The sequence below is a fragment of the Bradyrhizobium sp. Bra64 genome (genome assembly GCF_024519875.1).
GTDB classification, from domain to species: Bacteria; Pseudomonadota; Alphaproteobacteria; order Rhizobiales; family Xanthobacteraceae; genus Bradyrhizobium; species Bradyrhizobium japonicum_G.
The window spans coordinates 72,785-89,309 of sequence record NZ_JALJRD010000021.1 but is presented as its reverse complement, the minus strand read 5'-3'; the positions used below and the strand labels follow the sequence as shown (position 1 = coordinate 89,309).

Genomic DNA, 16,525 nt, shown 5'->3' with positions numbered 1-16,525 from the left:
CCGGCTCGCGAACATGACGACCACAAGATCGCCCCTCAAGGATGAGCCGGGATGGCCGACACATACGCCAAAACCGAATTTCGATAAAGTGGAATATTTTTTTCAGAGAGGATTGACGCGCAGGCGACACAGGTCGGCAACGCTACGCCCGCGCGGAAGAAACAAGGGGCGGTGCAAAACACCGCCCCTTGGCGAGATCAAGACCGCGACGAGAACAGGCGCCTAATACGGCTGATAATAGCCACGCGGAGCGTAATAGGGACCGCCGCCATAATATCCCGGACTACCGTAGTAAGGACGCGGGCCATAATTGTAGTGGTCTTCATAGTATTCGCGGCGCTGGCTCTCCGCGATCGCACCTCCGATCAAGCCTGCCGCCACGCCCATGAAGGCGAGGCCTGCAGCGTTCGGGCCTCGCCGATAATAGCGGTGGCGGCGAGCGGCGCTGAAATCGGTGGCGTCCGATGAGGACTGGGCTGCGGCCGGTGCCTTTGTCGTCGCGGGTGACGCCGCAGACGAAGGCGGAACGGAAGCCGCAGACAAGGCGAGGCCTGCGAGCGCGGCAAGCGAGGCGCTGCGGACAAGTCTCAAACTTACGGTCCTATCACTCATTTCAATGTCCTCTGTTCTCACCAAAAGTGACCTAAGCAAACGAACCATAACGCGCAACCCACTGAAATGGTTTCGCGATCGCGGCAATCTGCCACGCTTTGAACGATTGTAAACCGAACGACCGGATGCAGCTTGAACCATCCAACCTGAGCGGATAATGAACAGCCGCGCCGTTTTTCGGTCGCCGTAAGCGTTTGACGTGAACCAACGCATCAACCGACGCCGTCGGGATCGATGCCATTTGCAGGGTTCAACGTGACTGACGCGTCCTTTTCCCAAGAGAAACCAGATGATTGCGGTTCGCAAACTGCCGGCGCGCTATGCGCCGATCGTGATGCCATTCGTGCTGTCCATCCTCATGACGGCCGTCGTGTCGATCATTTCCACGCTTCGGAGCCTCGGCGCTACGCCGGCGTTCCTCGCAACCTGGCCAGGCGCCTGGGCGCTGTCATGGCTGGTCGCCTTTCCGACGCTGCTGATGGTGCTGCCATTGGTCCGCCGGATCGTGGCTTGCCTCGTCGCCTCCCCATCTCAACCAGGCCGATAGCCGGCGCAGATTGCGGCGGCTGGCAAAGCCGACCTCGCCGGCCGGCGCGTCACTTACGACAGCGCGCCGAGCACGCCGCGCGTCGCCTTGTCGATCTCCTCGACATAGCGGCGGCGGGCGAAAGTCTCGGTAAGGAAGCCGACCACCTTGCGGCTGTCGGTGGAATCGACCACCGCCAGCATCTCGGCTTCCGCCTCGTCGAACACCGCCATCGCCGACTTCACGTTCATTTCCGGGATCAGCACGATCTCGGTCAGGCGCGCGAGTTCGATCACCTGGATTTCGTCGGCGATGCTGTCGAGATCGCCGGAGAACAGATCGGGCAGCAGGACGAGCCCGACATATTCGTCCGCATTGTTGACGATGACGATTCCAGGCCGCGAGCCCAGCGCGAATTCGCGGCGCACCGCGGCGATCGTCGTCGTCGACGGTACCTTGCCGACGTCGGAGCGCATCAGCCGCTCGACGGTGAGGTTGCGCAGCCAGCCGACGTCGTTGGCGCTGCGGATGGTCTCGCCGCGCAGGTGCAGACGCCAGGTCGAGAACGAGTGTCCGAACATGAAGCGAACGCAGATCGAGGTAACGATGCAGCCGGCCAGCACCACGGCGGTGACGTCGACGTTGCGGGTCATCTCGAGCACGAGGAACGACATGGTCAGGGGACCGCCGACGATGGCGACGCCGAGCGTCGCCATCCCCGTCAGCATCGCGACCAGCGGATCGATCACGAAGTTCGGGCTGACCAGCAACAGCACCGCTGCAAAGAACTTTCCGATCAGGCTCCCGACGAACAGCGAGGCAAAGAACAGCCCGCCGCGGAAGCCCGAAGCGAGCGAGATCAGGCAGGCCGTCACCTTCAAGGCGATGATCAGCGCGATCAGGCCGATCGTCATGTCGTGAAACAGATCGAGCACCATCGCGCCGTGGCCGGCCGCCAGCACCTGCGGCGTGAGAAGCGCAAAGCCGCCGACGACGAGCCCGCCGATCACCGGGCGCAGCCACACCGGCAGCCAGGCGAACAGGCGTTCGAACATCGATGACGAGCGCATCACCGCAATGCCGACGCCGCTGGTGACGAGCGCGAGCCCGATCAGCGCCAGATATTGCTCGACGCCGACGGCGCTGACCTTGGGTATTTCGAGCGAGTAGGGCGCACCGCCGAGCCATTGCGCGGTCAAGGCGCCGGCGAGCGAGGCGGCCAGGATCGGCGCGGCGCTGCCGACCGAATAGACGCCGACGATCAGCTCGCAGGCGTAGAAGGCCCCTGTGATCGGTGCTCCGAAGGCCGCCGCGATCGCCGCGGCGGCGCCGCAGCCGACGATCAGGCGAAGATCGTTGCGGCGAAGATTGAAGAACTTGCCGAGCAGCGAGGCGATGCCCGAGCCGATCTGGGTATAGCCGGCCTCGAGGCCGACGGAGGCGCCGCAGCCGTTCGAGATCAGCGTCTGGCTGGACACCACCACGCTGTCGCGCATCGACAGATTGCCGCCACGCAGCGCGTTCGCCTCGATCGGATCGACCGCGCTGGAAATCTTCAGCCGTCGCCGCCACCACTCCATGATGCCGAGCGCCAGGCCGCCCAGCGCGGGAGCGAGCAGCGCGGCCCAGGGGCTGATGCGCGTATTGGCGGACAGGCGGACGTCGATGGGAATGCCATAGATCACCACGTGCGCGATCTGCGCGATCTCGGCCATCAGGGTCACGATCGCGCCGGCAAGCGTGCCGATCACGAGGGCGAGCGGGATCAGATAGAATTCGTTGCTGCGCAGCAGCGCCCGCAGCCGAACCATGGTGCGGTTCGTCCCCTTGCGATCGACGAGATGTCTGATCCGCATGAACACCTGCTGCCGCCCTATCCTTCCGACATGCCGTAACCGGACATGCGCTGGCGGACCCGCTCGATCTCGGCGCTCGACAGCAGCGGCGGCTCTCCGATCTGGAGACAGCCGTGATATTGCCGCGCCAGCGTCTCGACCTCGACGGCGAGCCACATCGCCTTGTCCAGCGACTTGCCGATCGCGATCATGCCGTGATGGTCGAGCAGGCAGGCGAGCCGTCCCTCCAACGCCCGCACCGCATGGTCGGACAGCTCCACCGTTCCGAAGGTGGCATAGGGCGCGCAGCGGATGCTGTCTCCGCCGGCGGCTGCGATCATGTAGTGCACGGGCGGAATCTCCAGGCCCATGATCGCCAGGATGGTGCAGTAGGTCGGATGGGCGTGGACGACCGCGTTGACGTCGGGCCGGGCCTTGAGGATGTCGAGGTGGAAGCGCCACTCGCTGGACGGCTTCTGATCGGGCGCGTGCGAGCCGTCCATCGTCATCAGCACGATCTGGTCCGGCGTCATGGCCTCATAGGGCACGCTGGTGGGGGTGACCAGAAGCCCGCCCGCATGCCGGACACTGATATTGCCCGAGGTGCCCTGGTTGATGCCGAGCGCGTTCATGCGGCGGCAGGCGTCGATGATGGCCTGTCTCTTGACGAGTTCGTCCGCTGTCACCGACATCTCGATTTCATCTCGACTTCTTGGCGATGGGCGTTTGTGGGACGGGAAGTACGTCAAAGCAATGTGGCAGCGCAAGCGAAAGCGGACCGGATCGCCCGCGATCGCGCCAGCCGCCTCGAAGAATCATGAAATAATGATGAAAATCAACGCATTAGCAGATTGTCGCGGCCCTACGGCAAGCTTGCCCGGACGGCCGCGATCCCGTTGATCACGAACTGCACCGAATAGGCCGCGAGCAGCATGCCGAGCACGCGCGAAAGGACGGCGTTGCCGGTACGTCCGAGGGTGCGCGCGATCAGGTGAGCTGAGACAAAGCAGAGCATGCAGAGCAGGCACACGGAGAGCACGACCGCGATGATGATCGCGAGCCTCGGCCCGTAGCCGGCGTCGCCTGTCAGCAGCAGCGTGGTTGCGATCGCGCCGGGACCCGCCATCATGGGAATGGCCAGAGGGAACACTGCGACATCGGAGGCATGCTCCGAGCTTGCCTTGTCGGCCTCGCGGGCCTCGCGATGCGGACGGTCGCCGAAGATCATCTGGTAGGACACGCCGAACAGCAGCAAGCCGCCGGCGATCTGGAAGGCGGGGATGCCGATCCCGAGCTGGCGCAGCAGCCAGTTTCCGATCAGCGCGATCACCACCAGGATCGACGCCGCGATCAGCGGCGCGCGCAGCGCGATCGTGCGTTTGATCTTGTCGGGCATGCCTCCGGTCGCGGCGAGGAAGGCCGGCGCAAGGCCGACGGGATCGACCACGAGCAGCAGGGTCACGAAGGCCGACAGGGCGAAATCGAGCATGCGGATGGGTCTCACGCGAGGTGCAGCCGCAATCCATAACGGCTCGACTCGGCCTTCGCGAGGAACATTTGCCTCCGCAGAGGCTTGGTCGCGCGAGGATTGAGGACGGGAGCGCCTTCCCGTGCCCCTCAAGAGGAGGATTTATGGCTAAGCAAGCAAAGAAACGTGCGAACGCGAAAAAGACCGCGGCGCGCCGCCCGCGTCAGGCGCCGAAGATGCTGAGCGACCTGTTCCTGGAGACGCTGAAGGACATCTATTACGCCGAGAACAAGATCATCAAAACGTTGCCGAAGATGGCGAAGGCGGCTCACTCCAAGCAGCTCTCCGCAGCCTTCACCAAGCATCTGCGGGAGACGCAGGGCCAGGTCAAACGGCTGGACCAGATTTTCAAGATGCTGGGCAAGCCAGCCCGCGGCAAGCCCTGCGAAGCGATCAACGGCATCACCGACGAGGGTGCCGAGATCATGAAGGACTTCAAGAACGCTCCTGCCCTCGACGCCGGCCTGCTCGCCGCAGCCCAGGCCGTCGAGCACTACGAGATCTCCCGCTACGGCACACTGCGCACCTGGGCCGAGGAGCTCGGCATGCCGGACGCCGCCAGGCTGCTCCAGGCGACGCTGGACGAGGAAGAGGCGACCGACCACTCGCTGACCGAGCTCGCCATCTCCGTCATCAATCTCGAAGCGGAAGAGGACTACCGCGCCGCCGCCTGAACGCGCCGCGCCCAATTGTTGCCTTCGGCGCCGCGGAACATCTCCGCTGCGCCGAAGGCGTCTGACTGCAAGGGTCTCCTCCGGTTCGAGGGACAGGCATGCTCCAGACGCGCGATGCTGGAATTTCGGGGAACCGTCCCCATATCCCCGCTTTCCAACCGTAGCGCCTTCCCCCGAGTTTTTGCCATGCAACCCAAAAATCCCCTCGACTGGATGCTGTCCGAAGCCCTGGACTCGCTGACCCGCGCCGAACGGCTGCGCCAGCAGTTCGGCCGCCAGGAAGCCTGCTGGGAGCCGCCGATCGACGTACTCGAGACCGAGCATGAGCTCCTGATCCTGGTCGCGCTTCCCGGCGTCAATCCCGACAATGTCGAGACGGCGATCCACGACGGCGTGCTCGTCATCTCCGGTCAGCGCACGCTGCCGCCGGAGCTTCGCAACGCCCGCATCCACCGGCTCGAGCTGCCGCAGGGGCGTTTTGAGCGCCGCATTGCATTGCCCCTTGGCCGCTACGCCATCAGCCGCTTCGTGATGGACGGCTGCGTCGCGCTGCGCCTCGCCAAATCCTGAGGTCGATCATGGCCACCGAACAGATGAATACCGCACAGAGCAATTCCACCGAGTCCGACGTGAAGATCCCCGAAGACGCACTGATCATCATCCCCGTGCGCGAGATGGTGCTGTTCCCCGGCGCCATCGCGCCAATTGCGATCGCCCGGCCGAAGTCGGTCGCCGCCGCGCAGCAGGCGCTGCGCGAGCAGCGGCCGGTCGGCATCGTGCTGCAGCGCAGCCCCGAGACCGAAGAGCCGGGGCCGGACGACCTCTACCGGGTCGCGACCATCGCCAACATCGTGCGCTACATCACCGCGCCCGACGGCACCCATCACATCGTCTGCCAGGGCGTGCAGCGCGCGCGGATCCTCGACTTCCTGCCGGGGACGCCGTTTCCGGCCGCGCGGATCCAACAGATCCCGGAGCCGACCACGAGCTCGCCCGAGATCGAGGCGCGTGCGCTGAATTTGCAGCGCCAGGCGATCGAGGCGATCGAGCTGCTGCCGCAGGCGCCGCCGGAGCTGGCCGCGATGTTCCAGAGCACCACCGCGCCCGGCGCGCTGGCGGATCTGGCGACCTCGTTCATGGACATCAAGCCGCAGGACAAGCAGGAGGTGCTGGAAACCATCGACCTCGCCTTGCGGGTCGAGAAGGTGTCGAAGCATCTGGCCGAGCGGCTGGAGGTGCTGCGCATCAGCAACGAGATCGGCCAGAAGACCCGCGCCTCGTTCGACGAGCGGCAGCGCGAGGCGATCCTGCGCGAGCAGATGGCGACCATTCAGCGCCAGCTCGGCGAAGGCGACGGCAAGGCGGCCGAGGTCGCCGAGCTGACGGCTGCCATCGCCAAGGCCGGCATGCCGCCGGAGGCGGACGCGCATGCCAGGAAGGAGCTGCGCCGCTACGAGCGCATGCCGGAGGCCGCCGGCGAAGCCGGCATGGTCCGCACCTATCTGGACTGGCTGATCGAGCTGCCCTGGGCGCTGCCCGCGGAGAAGCCGATCGACATCAAGGAAGCGCGCCGCATCCTGGATGCCGACCATTTCGGCCTGGAGAAGATCAAGAGCCGGATCATCGAATATCTGGCGGTGCGCAAGCTGGCTCCGCAGGGCAAGGCGCCGATCCTGTGCTTCGTCGGCCCGCCCGGCGTCGGCAAGACCTCGCTCGGCCAGTCCATCGCACGCGCGATGGATCGCCCCTTCGTGCGCGTCAGCCTCGGCGGCGTGCATGACGAAGCCGAGATCCGCGGTCACCGGCGCACCTATATCGGCGCGCTGCCCGGCAACATCATCCAGGGCATCAAGAAGGCCGGCAGCCGCAACTGCGTCATGATGCTGGACGAGATCGACAAGATGGGCCGCGGCGTGCAGGGCGACCCTTCCGCCGCGATGCTGGAGGTGCTCGACCCCGAGCAGAACGGGACGTTCCGGGACAATTACCTGGGCGTGCCGTTCGACCTGTCGCGCGTGGTCTTCATTGCGACCGCCAATATGCTGGACCAGATCCCGGGCCCGCTGCTGGATCGCATGGAGCTGATCAGCCTCGCCGGCTACACCGAGGACGAGAAGCTGGAGATCGCGAAACGCTATCTGGTGCGGCGGCAGCTCGAGGCCAACGGCTTGACTTCAGACCAGTCCGAGATCGAGCCGGAGGCGCTGAAGCTGGTGGTCAAGGGCTACACCCGCGAGGCCGGCGTGCGTAACCTCGAGCGCGAGATCGGCAAGCTGTTCCGGCATGCCGCGGTGCAGGTCGCCGAAGGCACGGCGGCAAAGGTCGTGGTGACGGCAAAGGACATTGCCACCGTGCTCGGCCAGCCGCGTTTCGAGGGCGAGATCGCGCAGCGCACCAGCATTCCGGGCGTGGCCACCGGCCTTGCCTGGACGCCGGTCGGCGGCGACATCCTGTTCATCGAGGCCTCTCGCGTGCCCGGCCGGGGCGGAATGATCCTGACCGGCCAGCTCGGCGAGGTCATGCGCGAGAGCGTGCAGGCCGCACTGACGCTGGTGAAGAGCAAGGCCCCGCAGCTCGGGATCGATCCTCAGCTGTTCGAGAAGAGCGACATCCACGTTCACGTCCCGGCGGGCGCAACCCCGAAGGACGGGCCGAGCGCGGGCGTTGCGATGTTCACTGCGCTGACGTCCCTGCTCACCAATCGCACGGTGCGCAGCGACACCGCGATGACCGGCGAGATCTCGCTGCGCGGCCTGGTGCTGCCGGTCGGCGGCATCAAGGAGAAGGTGGTGGCGGCGGCGGCCGCAGGATTGAAGCGGGTGATGCTGCCGGCGCGCAACAAGCGGGACTATGACGACATCCCGAAGAGCGCGCGGGACAACCTCGAATTCATCTGGCTGGAGCGCGTCGACGAGGCCATCGCCGCAGCGCTCGAGCCGGCCGAAGCCAAGGTCGAAGCGGCGGAGTGAATGCGATGAAGAAACTACTGGAAAGAGCGAAGAAATCGCGGACAACGCAGCGGCTGCGCCGGCTGCTCGATCGCGCCATCGACGGGGTTCGCGATGGGCTCGCAGGACCCGGGCCGCGGCTTCAGCCGATCCCGGTCCGGGTGAAGCGCCGCAAAGGCTGAGCCCCTCCGCTTCAGCCCTCGCGGGTCATCGAACACAAAAGGCCCCCTCCTGCGAGGGGGCCTTTGCTTTATCAGGACACGGCGTCCTTGGCAGCCTTGACCGGGCGGGCGCGGACGATCTTCCGGGCCGGCTTGGCCTTGAACATCATCTCTTCACCCGTGAACGGGTTGGTGCCCTTGCGCGCCTTGGTCGCGGGCTTCTTGATGACCACGAACTTGGCGAAGCCCGGCACCAGGAACAGGCCGTTCTTCTTGAGCTCCTTGTGGCCGACGTCGGTCAGCGTCTCCATGACGCTCTTGACGTCGCGCTTGGAAAGCTCGGTGGCGGTCGCAATCTTTTCGATCAACTGCGATTTGGACATTTGGGCTGGCATCGTGTCTCCTCTGATTCGTTGCCGGTTGCATATTAGACCAACCGGCGAAGGCCTAGAGCCTTCTGCACAGTTTTGTCGCGGTTTTACGGGCTTTTTTGGCCCCCTGTGGCAAAAAACCCTGCTTTTTAGCTACTTCCTGAGCGGGAGGAGCCTCGGGCAGCGGATTTTACCTTGTTTCAAAGGCCCGCACGCAGCCTTGCTAAAGCTGATTCGATGCTTTCGACAAGCGACGACCGGCCTCTTTGTACGAGGAGGAGCGCGATTCACCCTGAAAAATAAGGCTAGATCGCATCGTGAGAGCTGGACTTGCGGAGAGCCCCCCTCACCCGGATCGCATCTGACGATGCAATCCGACCTCTCCCCGCAAGCGGGGAGAGGCGAAGAAGGAAGGCTAGACGCGCTCGATGATGACCGCCGGCGCCATGCCGCCGGCAGCGCACATGGTGACGAGCCCGCGCTTGAGGTCGCGCCGTTCGAGCTCGTCAAGCACGGTGCCGATCAGGATCGAGCCGGTGGCGCCGATGGGATGGCCGAGCGCGATCGAGCCGCCATTGACGTTGACCCTGGCGCGGTCGAGCTTGAGGTCGCGGATGTATTTTTCCGCGACCACCGCAAAGGCCTCGTTGATCTCGAACAGGTCGATGTCGTCGATGGTCAGCCCCGCCTTGGCCAGCACCTTGCGCGTCGCCGGCACCGGCGCGTTCAGCATCAGGGTCGGCGAGTCCCCTATGTTCGCCATCGCAACGACGCGGGCACGCGGCTTGAGGCCGTGCGCCCTGGTGTAAGCGGGCGAAGCGAGCAGGATCGCAGCGGCGCCGTCGACGACGCCGGACGAGTTGCCGGCGTGATGCATGAAGTCGATCTCGAGGTCCGGGTACTTCTGCAGGATCAGGCCGCGATAGGTCGTGCCCTTGTCGTCGAGCGCATGGTCGGCGATGGCGGGGAATGCCGGCTTCAGCGCGGAAAGCCCTTCCATCGTGGTCTGCGGCCGCGGATATTCCTCATGGTCGAGCGCGAGGCTGCCGTCCTCGCGATGCACCGGCACGAGGCTCTTCTTGAAGTGGCCGTTCGCCATCGCATGCGCGGCGCGCTTCTGGCTTTCGAGCCCGAGCGCATCGACGTCCCGTCGCGTGATGCCTTCGAGCGTTGCGATCGCATCGGCGCAGACGCCCTGGTGCGACTGCGGATGCCGCGCACGCAGGCGCAGATTGCCGCCGTCCATCATCATCGGACCGCCGCCGCGGCGTCCTTCCATCGACATCATCTCGCAGCCGCCGGCGATGACGAGGTCTTCCGCGCCCGCCATGATCGAGCTTGCAGCCATGTTGACGCTGGTGATGCCGGAGCCGCAGAAGCGGTCGAGCGTCACTGCGCTGGCGCGCACGTCGTAGCCGGCATCGAGCGCCGACATGCGGCCGAGATCGCCGCTTTGCGTGGCGACCTGCGCGCTGCAGCCCCAGACGATGTCGTCGACATCGGCGGTATTGATGCCGGTGCGCTCGGCGAGCGCGCGTAGCACCGTTGCGCCCAGCTGCTGCGGATGAATGCCGGAAAGTGCTCCCTTGCCGGCCTTGCCGACACCGCGCGGTGTCCGGCAGGCATCGATGATCAGCGCGTCAGCCATCGGCGTGTCCTCTTGTTATGAGTGTTGATGTGGTTTTGAATCAGGGCGAGAGGGGAGTCAATGCGCGGCTTTTATGCTACTGAGGGCGGATTTTCCGCTGCGCGTAAAATCGGGCACTGCGCGCTTACGCTCCCGCCGCGTTCTTCGCGATCACGTTGCGATAGAAGCTGGCGCTGAGCTTGGGCGTGCGGACCTGGGTGTCGAAATTGACGTGATAGAGCCCGAAGCGCTTGTTGAGCCCGAACACCCATTCGAAATTGTCCATCAGGCTCCAGAGGAAGTAGCCGCGCACCGGCACGCCCTCGGCGGCGGCGCGCTGGAGCTGGGCGAGGTAGTTGCGCAGATACATGATGCGGTCAGTGTCGTAGATCTTGCCGTCGGGCGTGACGACATCCTCGCCGGAGGTGCCGTTCTCGCTGATATAGATCGCATCCGCCTTCCAGATCCTTGCCGCCAGCTTCGGCACCCAGTAGATCGTCTCGGGCCCGACGCGCAGCCAGTCCGAGTTCATGTGCGGGAACGATTTCGGGATCGGCAGCGGCATGAAGCCGGCGCCCTGGTCGGAGGCCACCACGTAGTGCTGCGGCGCGTAGATGTTGAGGCCGAGGAAATCGACCGGCGAGGAGATGATCTTCAGCTCCGCATCGGTGTATTTCGGCGCGTCACGCCCGGCGAATTTCAGAAAGGCGTCGGTGTACTCGCCCGTCATGATGACGTTGAGATAGCCGGCGTTCAGCTCGCGCAGCGCGATCTCGGCGGCGCGGACATTCTCCGGCGTGTCGATCGCGGGCGCGCAGGCATCTATGTTCTCGGCCGGCCCGACGCGGGTGCTGCGCCGGCCGTGGGCGCGCACCGCCTGCACCGCGAGCCCGTGCGCCAGCGCGCTGTTGTGCCTGATCTGGTTGACCTCGGCCTGCGGCAGCGTCAAGCCCGGCGCGTCGATGCCGATGCCGTAGCCGAAATAGACGAAGCGGCCGCTCTCGTTCAGCGTGAACACGTTCTTGACGCGGTCGGTCAGATGCTTGGCGACATAGGCGGCGTAGTCGCCGAAGATCTTGCAGGTTTCCGTCGAGCGCCAACCGCCGAAGCGATCCTGCAGCGATTGCGGCAGGTCCCAGTGATAGAGCGTCAGCCACGGCTCGATGCCGTTCTTCAGGAGCTCGTCGACGAGCCGGTTGTAGAAGTCGAGCCCCTTCGGGTTGGGCTTGCCGTCGCCGTCCGGAAACAGCCGCGGCCAGGCGACCGAGAAGCGATAGGCCTTGCAGCCGAGCGCCTTGATGAGCGCGACGTCCTCCTTGTAGCGGTGATAGTGCTCGTTGGCGCGGTCGCCAGTGGTGCCGTCCTCGATCTTGCCGGGGATGCGGACGAAGCTGTCCCAGATCGAGGCCCCTCGCCCGTCCTCGTTGACCGCGCCCTCGACCTGATAGGACGAAGTCGCCGTGCCCCAGACGAAGCCCGCCGGAAAGCCGTTTCCGCCGCGTGGCGCTGCGGCCGGCTTCGCGTCAGCGCCTTCCACGGAATTTGCGACTCCGGCCACGGACAATCCCGCCAGCTTGGCAAACTGGCGACGCGAGACCTTGTCCGACATTGAATCTGCCTCCCGAGATGGTTGTTGCGGCCGCACAATGGCCGGTCACGGGCGATATGGGAAGCAGTGGAGCCGAGAGCTGACGATGCAAAAATGCGGAAGGACGCTCCCCGCTGCGCGGGTCCCTATTCAGGTTCGATGCCAAGCCCCTGAATGATCTTGCCGGAAGAGGCGAGCTGGTTTTCGAGGAAACGCTTTGCGCCCCCAGGCGTCACCGCATCACCGATACGGACGTCGAAGCCGAGGGTGGGAGCTCGCTCGCGCACGTCAGGCGATTCCAGAGCACGCGCAATCTCGGCGCTCAGCTTTTCAACGATGTCGGCGGGCGTGCCAACCGGCGCCATGAACATGAACCAGCCCTGGAGATCGACGCTTTGCAGCGCCTCCGCGATCGCGGGAACGTCCGGCAGGGAGTCGATCCGTTTGGCTCCGGCAACGGCAACCGGTCGAAGCGTACCTGCCTTGATGAAAGCCTCGGCGATGGACGCCGATTGGATTGTTACCTGGACACGGCCCGTGATGGCGTCCTGGACCGCATTCGTGGTCGTATTGTAGGGGATAAGGACAAAGCTGGTTCCGGCGCTCTTGTTGATGGCTTGGGCAATCAGACCAGAAAGGTTGCGTGCCCCGTCGACGGCCAGGCTCAACGAACCAGGCGCCGATTTCTCCAGCTTGATCAATTCCGGCAACGTATTGGCCTTCAGCTCGGGATTGACGAGAAGGACGTGATTGCTTCTGGCCGCCATGGCAACCGGCACGAAATCCTTCATGGGATCGTAGGGGAGCTTCTTGAAGGTGTAGGGGTTGGTCACGAGCGCGGCGGATGTAGCAAACAGGAACGTATAGCCGTCTGGAGCTGCGCGGGCGACCGACTGCGTGCCGACAAGGTTTGCGGCACCCGCACGATTCTCGACGATGAACTGCTGTCCGAGGGTCCGCGAGAGCTTTTCCGTGATGACGCGGCACATCACGTCCGGGCTGTTGCCCGCCGGCTGCGGCACGACGATTGTCACGGGCCTCTCCGGCCACGACTGCGCGAAGGCCGGAAGGGAAAAGCAAAGCACAGCGCCGGCAAGCAGCAGACGACGGGATAGTCCGGACATGATGTTCCTCCCTGGAGATCCCGCTTTGCGGGCTTTTATTGGTCGGTAGCGCCCCGCACGCCGTCGCCGGCGGCGGGCTTTCGATCAGGCTTCGTCTGCGACGACATTCCGCAGCACGCCGAGTCGTTCGACCTCGATCTCGACGACATCGCCGGGCTTCATCCAGAGCGGCGGCTCGCGCCGCGCACCGACGCCCCCCGGCGTTCCGCTGACGATGACGTCGCCGGGCTCAAGCCGCGTAAACGTGGAGCAGTATTCGATCTGGCGCGGGATATCGAAGATCATCTGCTTGATCCGCGCCTCCTGCATGACCTGTCCGTTCAGGCGGGTCTCCAGCTTGAGCTCGCCAAGCGGACCGAGCTCGTCCGGCGTCATCATCCACGGCCCGAATGCGCCGGTATCAGGAAAATTCTTGCCCGGCGTGAACTGATGGGTGTGACGCTGGAAATCGCGGATGCTGACGTCATTGTAGCAGGAATAGCCGGCGATGTAGCTCATGGCGTCGGCGCGGGAGATGTAGCGGCCGGCCTTGCCGATGATGACCGCAAGCTCGCCTTCGAAGTCGAGGTCGGCAGAGACGCGCGGCCGCACGATCGGCTGCAAATGTCCGGTCTGGCTGTTGGCATAGCGCGAAAAGATGGTGGGATGCTCGACCTCGGCCCGGCCGGTTTCCTTGCGGTGGGTCTCGTAGTTCAGGCCCACGCACAGGATCTTGTCCGGGTTCGGGATGACGGGCAGCCATTTGACCTTGGAGACCGGAACGGCAGCCGCCGCGGATTTTGCATCCGCAACGCCGGCCAGCGACGAACCGATGGCAGCCTTGAGGTCGGCGTAACGCGCCTTGAGCCCAGCACCGGCATCGAAAAAAGTCTCGGCTTCGACCAAGCCCCAGGTGGTGCGGCCGTCGATCGCTACAGTTGCCAGTTTCACGGCGTTCTCTCCATTGTCGGATCAAAATTGTGACTGTCTCGCCCGGCCGGGACGTCGTGCAGACGCGCCTCGATCTCGCGCAGGAGATCGCCGAGTTCGGCGGCGGTGCGCGCCGTGCCGAAAACGTAATGATCGGGCCGCACGATCGTGGCGATGGCATCGTGACGGTCGAACCAGCTCGCGAGCACGCCCTCGGTCTCCTGGAGCACATCGGGTGCGCCGGAGCCGGCGGGTGCGACGGCCGCTGCAAACAGGTACGGGCGCGCGGTGCAGAGAGCCAGGAGGTCGGCGGCGTCGGAGCGGCGGCCGTCGATGAACGCGCGCAAGCCTGGTCCCGTCACCTCATCGAGCAGGCGGACCGTGCCGGCGCTTGCGATGCGCGGCTGTGGAAACAGACTGCCACGTGCCGGCCCTTCGTGATTGGCAAGAAGGCCCGCGCGCAGCGGCGGAATGATCTCTTGCCGCGTGATCTGGAGCGGCTTGCCGCCGCCTTCGGCCAGAATGCGCGCATCACGCCGCCGCGCCGCGACGGGATCGCGTTCGCAGATCGACTGGCCGATCGCCTTGATCTTGCCGGTCAGCTCGATCACGTGGGCTTTGCGTTCCACCGTGTAGCTGTCGAGCAGCCTGTCGGAAGACACGCCCCTGAGCACCCGATCCAGCTTCCAGACGAGGTTAGTGGCATCGCGCACGCCCTGGCACATGCCCTGGCCGATGAAGGGCGGCTGCTGATGTGCGGCGTCGCCGGCGATCAGGATTCTGCCGTTGCGCCAGACGTCTGCAACGAGGGCGTGGAAACGATAGGAGGCCGCCCGCCACAACTCGCCGTCCTGTGGGGTGAGCCAGGGCGCGAGCAGCTTCCAGACATTCTCCGGCCGCTCCATCTGCCGCGCGTCCTCGCCCGGCAGCAGCATGATTTCCCAGCGGCGGTGGTTCTTCGGGCCAATCAGGAAGCTAACGGGGCGCGCCGGATTGCAGAATTGCGCGGAGCATAGCGGCAATTTGTGCAGCGCGCTCTCGTTCACGCGCACGTCGACCACGAGCCAGGGTTCGTCGAAGATGAGATCCTCGAGCCCAAGCCCTGCGATCTCGCGCACCGTGCTCGAGGCGCCGTCGCAGCCAAGCACATAGCGCGCGGTCACGGAGCGGCGCTTTCCGTTGGTCTCCTTCAACTTTGCTTCGACGCGATCGGAGGCTTGAACGAGATCGATCAGCTCGACGCCGAGCTCGGCGCGCACATTGGAAAAGCTTTTCGCGTGGCGGCGCAGCTCGGCCTCGACCGCGGGCTGGCTGAACACCATGCTCGGCGTGTAGCCGAGTGGATAGGGCTTTGCGACCATGTCGACGCGGCGGATCAGCCGGCCGTCGACGCCAAAATGCTCCGACGCGGTGAAGGGCTCGACATGGGGTGCGATCGCCTCAGCGAGGCCCATATTGTCGAACTGTCGAAAAATCTCGTGATCGAGCGCAATCGCGCGCGGCTTGTCATAGACGTCAGCGAGACGGTCGATCACCAGTGTGCGATGACCGAGGCGGCCGAGCTGGCCCGCGGCAACGGCGCCGGTCGGCCCGAAGCCGACGACGAGCACGTCATGGTCGGTGGCGGCCGCTTCCGTCATGCGCGCGCCGTCGTGAAGGGAACGGCAAGCTGTGCCGTCTTGCAGGCGTCGGACTTGGGCGGGGCAATGCCCCACTGATCCGTTCGTCCTGGCGGCCAGACCCAATCGTCTGGACCTTTCGCGACGTAGCTGTCGTCGATCTGCAGGACTTCGGCGGTGTATTCGATGACTGCGCCGGTCGGATCGACGAAATAGGCGAACACATTATCGCCCGGGCCGTGACGGCCGACGCCCCAACCGATCGGATGGCCATGGTCCACCATGCGGCCGGAGCCGCGCATGACCGACTCCAGATCAGGCATCAGGAAGGCAATGTGATTGAGGCCATTGCGAGGGGCTTCCGCGAGCACGACCGCGTGGTGGTCGCTGTTGCAGCACAGGAACGCCATCAGTTTTGACCGATCCGACAGGCGGAAACCGAGCGTCTCCTGGTAGAATGCCGAGAGTTTTTCGACATCGACGCTGTTGATGTTGACATGCGCGAGCCGCTCCGGCCGGTCCGCCACCACGCGCGCCGCCCTGGTGCGGTCGCCATGGACGAACTCCATGGCGCAGCCTTGCGGCTCCCGAACCATAAAACTTTCGCCGCCCGACGGTACCGGCGATGGCGCGGGCACACTGACCACCTCACAGCCAGCCCGCCGCGCGCGTTCGAACAGGCGGTGCAGGTCTTCGCGCGACCGGGTGCGGAAGCTGACTTTCCGCAGCGAGGTGGTCTCGCCGGGCGTGAGCTCGAGAACGTGGAAATCGCCGCCCGTCGCCGCGAGGTAGACCGTGCCGTCCGCTTCCGCCGCGACGGCGAGACCCCAGACCCCAGTGTAGAAATCGAGCGAAGCTGTAGGGTGCGGCGTCGTGATCTCGACGCTGCGCAGGGCCGCCACCGGAAAATCGGACATTGGGCTTCCTCGCCAGACGCGCGAACAGTGGCAAGTCCATAATATGTAAAAAAGCGACAGTAAAGTATAAAATTTATAAATTACTG

The 16,525-nt window shown here is 64.9% G+C and carries 16 protein-coding genes; 5 read left to right on the top strand and 11 right to left on the bottom strand.

Annotated features, from left to right (window positions below):
* Positions 1-222: 222 nt before the first annotated feature.
* Positions 223-612 (bottom strand): hypothetical protein, encoded by a 390-nt coding sequence (locus tag NR187_RS33130; protein WP_211387114.1) that lies wholly within the window; start codon positions 610-612, stop codon positions 223-225.
* Between the two features lie 289 nt (positions 613-901).
* Between NR187_RS33130 and NR187_RS33125 the strand changes: the two genes are divergently transcribed.
* Positions 902-1,159: a DUF2798 domain-containing protein gene (locus NR187_RS33125; RefSeq protein WP_211387113.1), complete on the top strand. Its 258-nt coding sequence runs from the start codon at positions 902-904 to the stop codon at positions 1,157-1,159.
* 53 nt (positions 1,160-1,212) lie between these two features.
* Here NR187_RS33125 and NR187_RS33120 read toward each other — a convergent pair whose 3' ends face one another.
* From NR187_RS33120 to NR187_RS33110, 3 genes are all read right to left on the bottom strand, one after another.
* Positions 1,213-3,000, bottom strand: a complete 1,788-nt coding sequence (locus tag NR187_RS33120; protein WP_211387112.1) for a chloride channel protein — start codon at positions 2,998-3,000, stop codon at positions 1,213-1,215.
* A gap of 11 nt (positions 3,001-3,011) precedes the next feature.
* On the bottom strand, positions 3,012-3,665 hold the full coding sequence (locus tag NR187_RS33115) for a class II aldolase/adducin family protein (RefSeq protein ID WP_211387111.1): 654 nt from the start codon (positions 3,663-3,665) through the stop codon (positions 3,012-3,014).
* A 170-nt stretch (positions 3,666-3,835) separates the two neighbouring features.
* On the bottom strand, positions 3,836-4,462 hold the full coding sequence (locus tag NR187_RS33110; protein ID WP_211387109.1) for a MarC family protein: 627 nt from the start codon (positions 4,460-4,462) through the stop codon (positions 3,836-3,838).
* 143 nt (positions 4,463-4,605) lie between these two features.
* Between NR187_RS33110 and NR187_RS33105 the strand changes: the two genes are divergently transcribed.
* From NR187_RS33105 to NR187_RS33090, 4 genes are all read left to right on the top strand, one after another.
* Positions 4,606-5,175, top strand: coding sequence for a ferritin-like domain-containing protein (locus NR187_RS33105; RefSeq protein ID WP_256809224.1), 570 nt, complete (start codon positions 4,606-4,608; stop codon positions 5,173-5,175).
* Between the two features lie 186 nt (positions 5,176-5,361).
* Positions 5,362-5,745: an Hsp20/alpha crystallin family protein gene (locus NR187_RS33100; protein ID WP_211387107.1), complete on the top strand. Its 384-nt coding sequence runs from the start codon at positions 5,362-5,364 to the stop codon at positions 5,743-5,745.
* An 8-nt stretch (positions 5,746-5,753) separates the two neighbouring features.
* The gene (lon, locus tag NR187_RS33095) at positions 5,754-8,144 is read left to right on the top strand and encodes an endopeptidase La (RefSeq protein WP_256809222.1); all 2,391 of its coding nucleotides are present in this window, start codon (positions 5,754-5,756) and stop codon (positions 8,142-8,144) included.
* A 5-nt stretch (positions 8,145-8,149) separates the two neighbouring features.
* Positions 8,150-8,305, top strand: a complete 156-nt coding sequence (locus NR187_RS33090) for a hypothetical protein (protein ID WP_211387105.1) — start codon at positions 8,150-8,152, stop codon at positions 8,303-8,305.
* Positions 8,306-8,376: 71 nt separating this feature from the next.
* On the opposite strand, the gene NR187_RS33085 is transcribed toward NR187_RS33090, so the two are convergent.
* The 7 genes from NR187_RS33085 to NR187_RS33055 all read right to left on the bottom strand — a co-directional run bounded on the left by NR187_RS33085 (position 8,377) and on the right by NR187_RS33055 (position 16,439).
* Positions 8,377-8,679 carry an HU family DNA-binding protein gene (locus NR187_RS33085; protein WP_200512102.1) on the bottom strand — a complete coding sequence of 101 codons (303 nt, stop codon included), beginning with the start codon at positions 8,677-8,679 and terminating at the stop codon, positions 8,377-8,379.
* A gap of 391 nt (positions 8,680-9,070) precedes the next feature.
* The gene (locus tag NR187_RS33080; RefSeq protein ID WP_256809218.1) at positions 9,071-10,303 is read right to left on the bottom strand and encodes an acetyl-CoA C-acetyltransferase; all 1,233 of its coding nucleotides are present in this window, start codon (positions 10,301-10,303) and stop codon (positions 9,071-9,073) included.
* A gap of 124 nt (positions 10,304-10,427) precedes the next feature.
* Positions 10,428-11,891: a GH1 family beta-glucosidase gene (locus NR187_RS33075; protein WP_211387103.1), complete on the bottom strand. Its 1,464-nt coding sequence runs from the start codon at positions 11,889-11,891 to the stop codon at positions 10,428-10,430.
* 125 nt (positions 11,892-12,016) lie between these two features.
* Entirely contained in the window at positions 12,017-12,994 is a 978-nt protein-coding gene (locus tag NR187_RS33070) for a tripartite tricarboxylate transporter substrate binding protein (protein WP_211387102.1), read from the bottom strand.
* Between the two features lie 84 nt (positions 12,995-13,078).
* The gene (locus NR187_RS33065; protein WP_256809215.1) at positions 13,079-13,924 is read right to left on the bottom strand and encodes a fumarylacetoacetate hydrolase family protein; all 846 of its coding nucleotides are present in this window, start codon (positions 13,922-13,924) and stop codon (positions 13,079-13,081) included.
* Positions 13,921-15,543 carry a bifunctional 3-(3-hydroxy-phenyl)propionate/3-hydroxycinnamic acid hydroxylase gene (locus NR187_RS33060; RefSeq protein WP_256809213.1) on the bottom strand — a complete coding sequence of 541 codons (1,623 nt, stop codon included), beginning with the start codon at positions 15,541-15,543 and terminating at the stop codon, positions 13,921-13,923. The genes NR187_RS33065 and NR187_RS33060 overlap by 4 nt, the downstream gene beginning before the upstream one ends.
* Positions 15,540-16,439, bottom strand: coding sequence for a VOC family protein (locus NR187_RS33055; protein ID WP_211387099.1), 900 nt, complete (start codon positions 16,437-16,439; stop codon positions 15,540-15,542). Before NR187_RS33055 ends, NR187_RS33060 begins: the two co-directional genes overlap by 4 nt.
* Positions 16,440-16,525: the final 86 nt, after the last annotated feature.

Excerpts from the sequence above, each read along its gene's own strand:
- NR187_RS33105 (WP_256809224.1), top strand. The coding sequence starts at position 4,606 with ATGGCTAAGCAAGCAAAGAAACGTGCGAACGCGAAAAAGACCGCGGCG.
- NR187_RS33080 (WP_256809218.1), bottom strand. The coding sequence starts at position 10,303 with ATGGCTGACGCGCTGATCATCGATGCCTGCCGGACACCGCGCGGTGTC.
- NR187_RS33110 (WP_211387109.1), bottom strand. The coding sequence starts at position 4,462 with ATGCTCGATTTCGCCCTGTCGGCCTTCGTGACCCTGCTGCTCGTGGTC.
- NR187_RS33125 (WP_211387113.1), top strand. The coding sequence starts at position 902 with ATGATTGCGGTTCGCAAACTGCCGGCGCGCTATGCGCCGATCGTGATG.
- NR187_RS33100 (WP_211387107.1), top strand. The coding sequence starts at position 5,362 with ATGCAACCCAAAAATCCCCTCGACTGGATGCTGTCCGAAGCCCTGGAC.
- NR187_RS33060 (WP_256809213.1), bottom strand. The coding sequence starts at position 15,543 with ATGACGGAAGCGGCCGCCACCGACCATGACGTGCTCGTCGTCGGCTTC.
- NR187_RS33085 (WP_200512102.1), bottom strand. The coding sequence starts at position 8,679 with ATGCCAGCCCAAATGTCCAAATCGCAGTTGATCGAAAAGATTGCGACC.
- NR187_RS33055 (WP_211387099.1), bottom strand. The coding sequence starts at position 16,439 with ATGTCCGATTTTCCGGTGGCGGCCCTGCGCAGCGTCGAGATCACGACG.
- NR187_RS33130 (WP_211387114.1), bottom strand. The coding sequence starts at position 612 with ATGAGTGATAGGACCGTAAGTTTGAGACTTGTCCGCAGCGCCTCGCTT.
- NR187_RS33090 (WP_211387105.1), top strand. The coding sequence starts at position 8,150 with ATGAAGAAACTACTGGAAAGAGCGAAGAAATCGCGGACAACGCAGCGG.
- NR187_RS33075 (WP_211387103.1), bottom strand. The coding sequence starts at position 11,891 with ATGTCGGACAAGGTCTCGCGTCGCCAGTTTGCCAAGCTGGCGGGATTG.
- lon (WP_256809222.1), top strand. The coding sequence starts at position 5,754 with ATGGCCACCGAACAGATGAATACCGCACAGAGCAATTCCACCGAGTCC.
- NR187_RS33070 (WP_211387102.1), bottom strand. The coding sequence starts at position 12,994 with ATGTCCGGACTATCCCGTCGTCTGCTGCTTGCCGGCGCTGTGCTTTGC.
- NR187_RS33115 (WP_211387111.1), bottom strand. The coding sequence starts at position 3,665 with ATGTCGGTGACAGCGGACGAACTCGTCAAGAGACAGGCCATCATCGAC.